Raw genomic sequence first — 1,525 nt, 5'->3', positions numbered from 1 at the left:
TCCGGCGTCGGCAAAGGCACCCTGCGCGAGCAGTGGCTGGCGGGTCAGAACGTCTTTTACTCGACTTCCTGGACGACCCGCGAACCGCGTCCCGGAGAAGTGGACGGGCGCGACTATGTCTTCGTTTCGCCCGCCGAGTTTCTGGAAAAGGCCCAGCAGGGCGGTTTTCTCGAACATGCCCAGTTCGTCGGCAACCACTACGGCACGCCGATAGAACCCATCCAGGCGGCGCTGGAGCGTGGGCAGGACGTGATTCTGGAAATCGAGGTCGAGGGAGCCATGCAGGTCAAGAACCGTATGGGCGAACAGGCCATCCTGATTTTCATCATGCCGCCCAGCCTGACCGAGCTGCGCCGCCGCCTGACCGGGCGCGCCACCGAGACGCCCGAACGCATCGAAAAGCGCCTTGCCCGCGCCCGTGACGAAATCCGCGAGGCCCACGCCTTCCGCTACGTCATCGTCAACGACGACCTCGACCGCGCCGTGCAAGAACTCCTGGCCGTACAACAGGCTGAACGCGCCGCCCAAAAGCCCGCCGCCGACTGGACAGAAACCGAGCGCGAGGCGCAGCGGCTGGCCGACACGGTTCGCAGCGGCGCCCTCTCCCGCGAAGACCTCGACCGCGTGGTGGCTTCCTGATGCCGCTGCAACTGGTGCAGGGCGACATCTCGCGCCAGCAGGCCGACGCCCTGGTGACTGCTGCCAACAAGCAACTGATGGGCGGTGGCGGTGTGGACGGTGTGATTCACCGCGCTGCTGGCCCCGAACTCTTGCGGGCCATCCGGCAATTCGGCGGCACACCGACAGGAACGGCGGTCATCACTCCCGCGTTCAACCTGGAACGCCAGGGCGTGCGCTACGTCATTCACGCCGTCGGCCCCATCTGGCGGGGCGGCGGGGCAGACGAGGCCGAGCTGCTGGCGGGAGCCTACCGCGAAAGCCTGCGTCTGGCGGCCCAGCATGGTTGCCGCTCGGTGGCTTTTCCCGCCATCAGCACCGGGGTTTACGGCTATCCACTCGAACGCGCCGCACCGATTGCACTGGGCACCATTCAGGAATTTCTGCGGGCGCACCCGGACATGTCCGTTTCGGTGGTGCTGTACGACACAGGCTCGTTCGACGTGTTTCAGCGTGCTTTGAAAGGCTTGCCAGACCGCTGAGATGAAGTAACTGTTCTGGAGTTTTCACTGCTGACGACCAACCGCCCTGCCGTTTCCGGCGGTTGGTCGTCCTTTATTTAGAACTTTTGGTTCGCTTGAAGATGCTCTGGCCCAGGCTGCTCGCGCACGAAAAGGCCCCTCAGTCGCGGGAAAATTGAGCGCACTGCAAGCGAGGTCAGCGGGATGAGGCAGAGGGTGTTGACAGATTTGAGCGGGCGTCGTACACTTCTTTTCGCCCGAGAAAAAGGGCGGGCGGAAAAGAGAGAAATCTCCCGCTGAGACGCATGAAAAATCGGTGCAAGTGACGATGACAGGCTCGTCCGACAGGATGAGGCACACAGAACTCCCCCGAGTTCTCCAGATGT

General features: G+C 63.3%; 2 protein-coding genes. Both read left to right on the top strand.

From position 1 onward, the window contains the following. On the top strand, positions 1 to 639 hold a 639-nt coding region (gene gmk / locus Q4C89_RS13935), incomplete at its 5' end, for a guanylate kinase (protein ID WP_303103227.1). Then, on the top strand, positions 639 to 1,160 hold the full coding sequence (locus Q4C89_RS13930) for a macro domain-containing protein (RefSeq protein WP_303103226.1): 522 nt from the start codon (positions 639 to 641) through the stop codon (positions 1,158 to 1,160). The genes gmk and Q4C89_RS13930, both read left to right, overlap by 1 nt. Positions 1,161 to 1,525 lie beyond the last annotated feature (365 nt).

It is taken from the genome of Deinococcus sp. (assembly GCF_030523985.1).
Classification (GTDB): domain Bacteria; phylum Deinococcota; class Deinococci; order Deinococcales; family Deinococcaceae; genus Deinococcus.
Note: the sequence above shows the minus strand (reverse complement) of the source record. Positions and strands in the feature narration are given on the sequence as shown.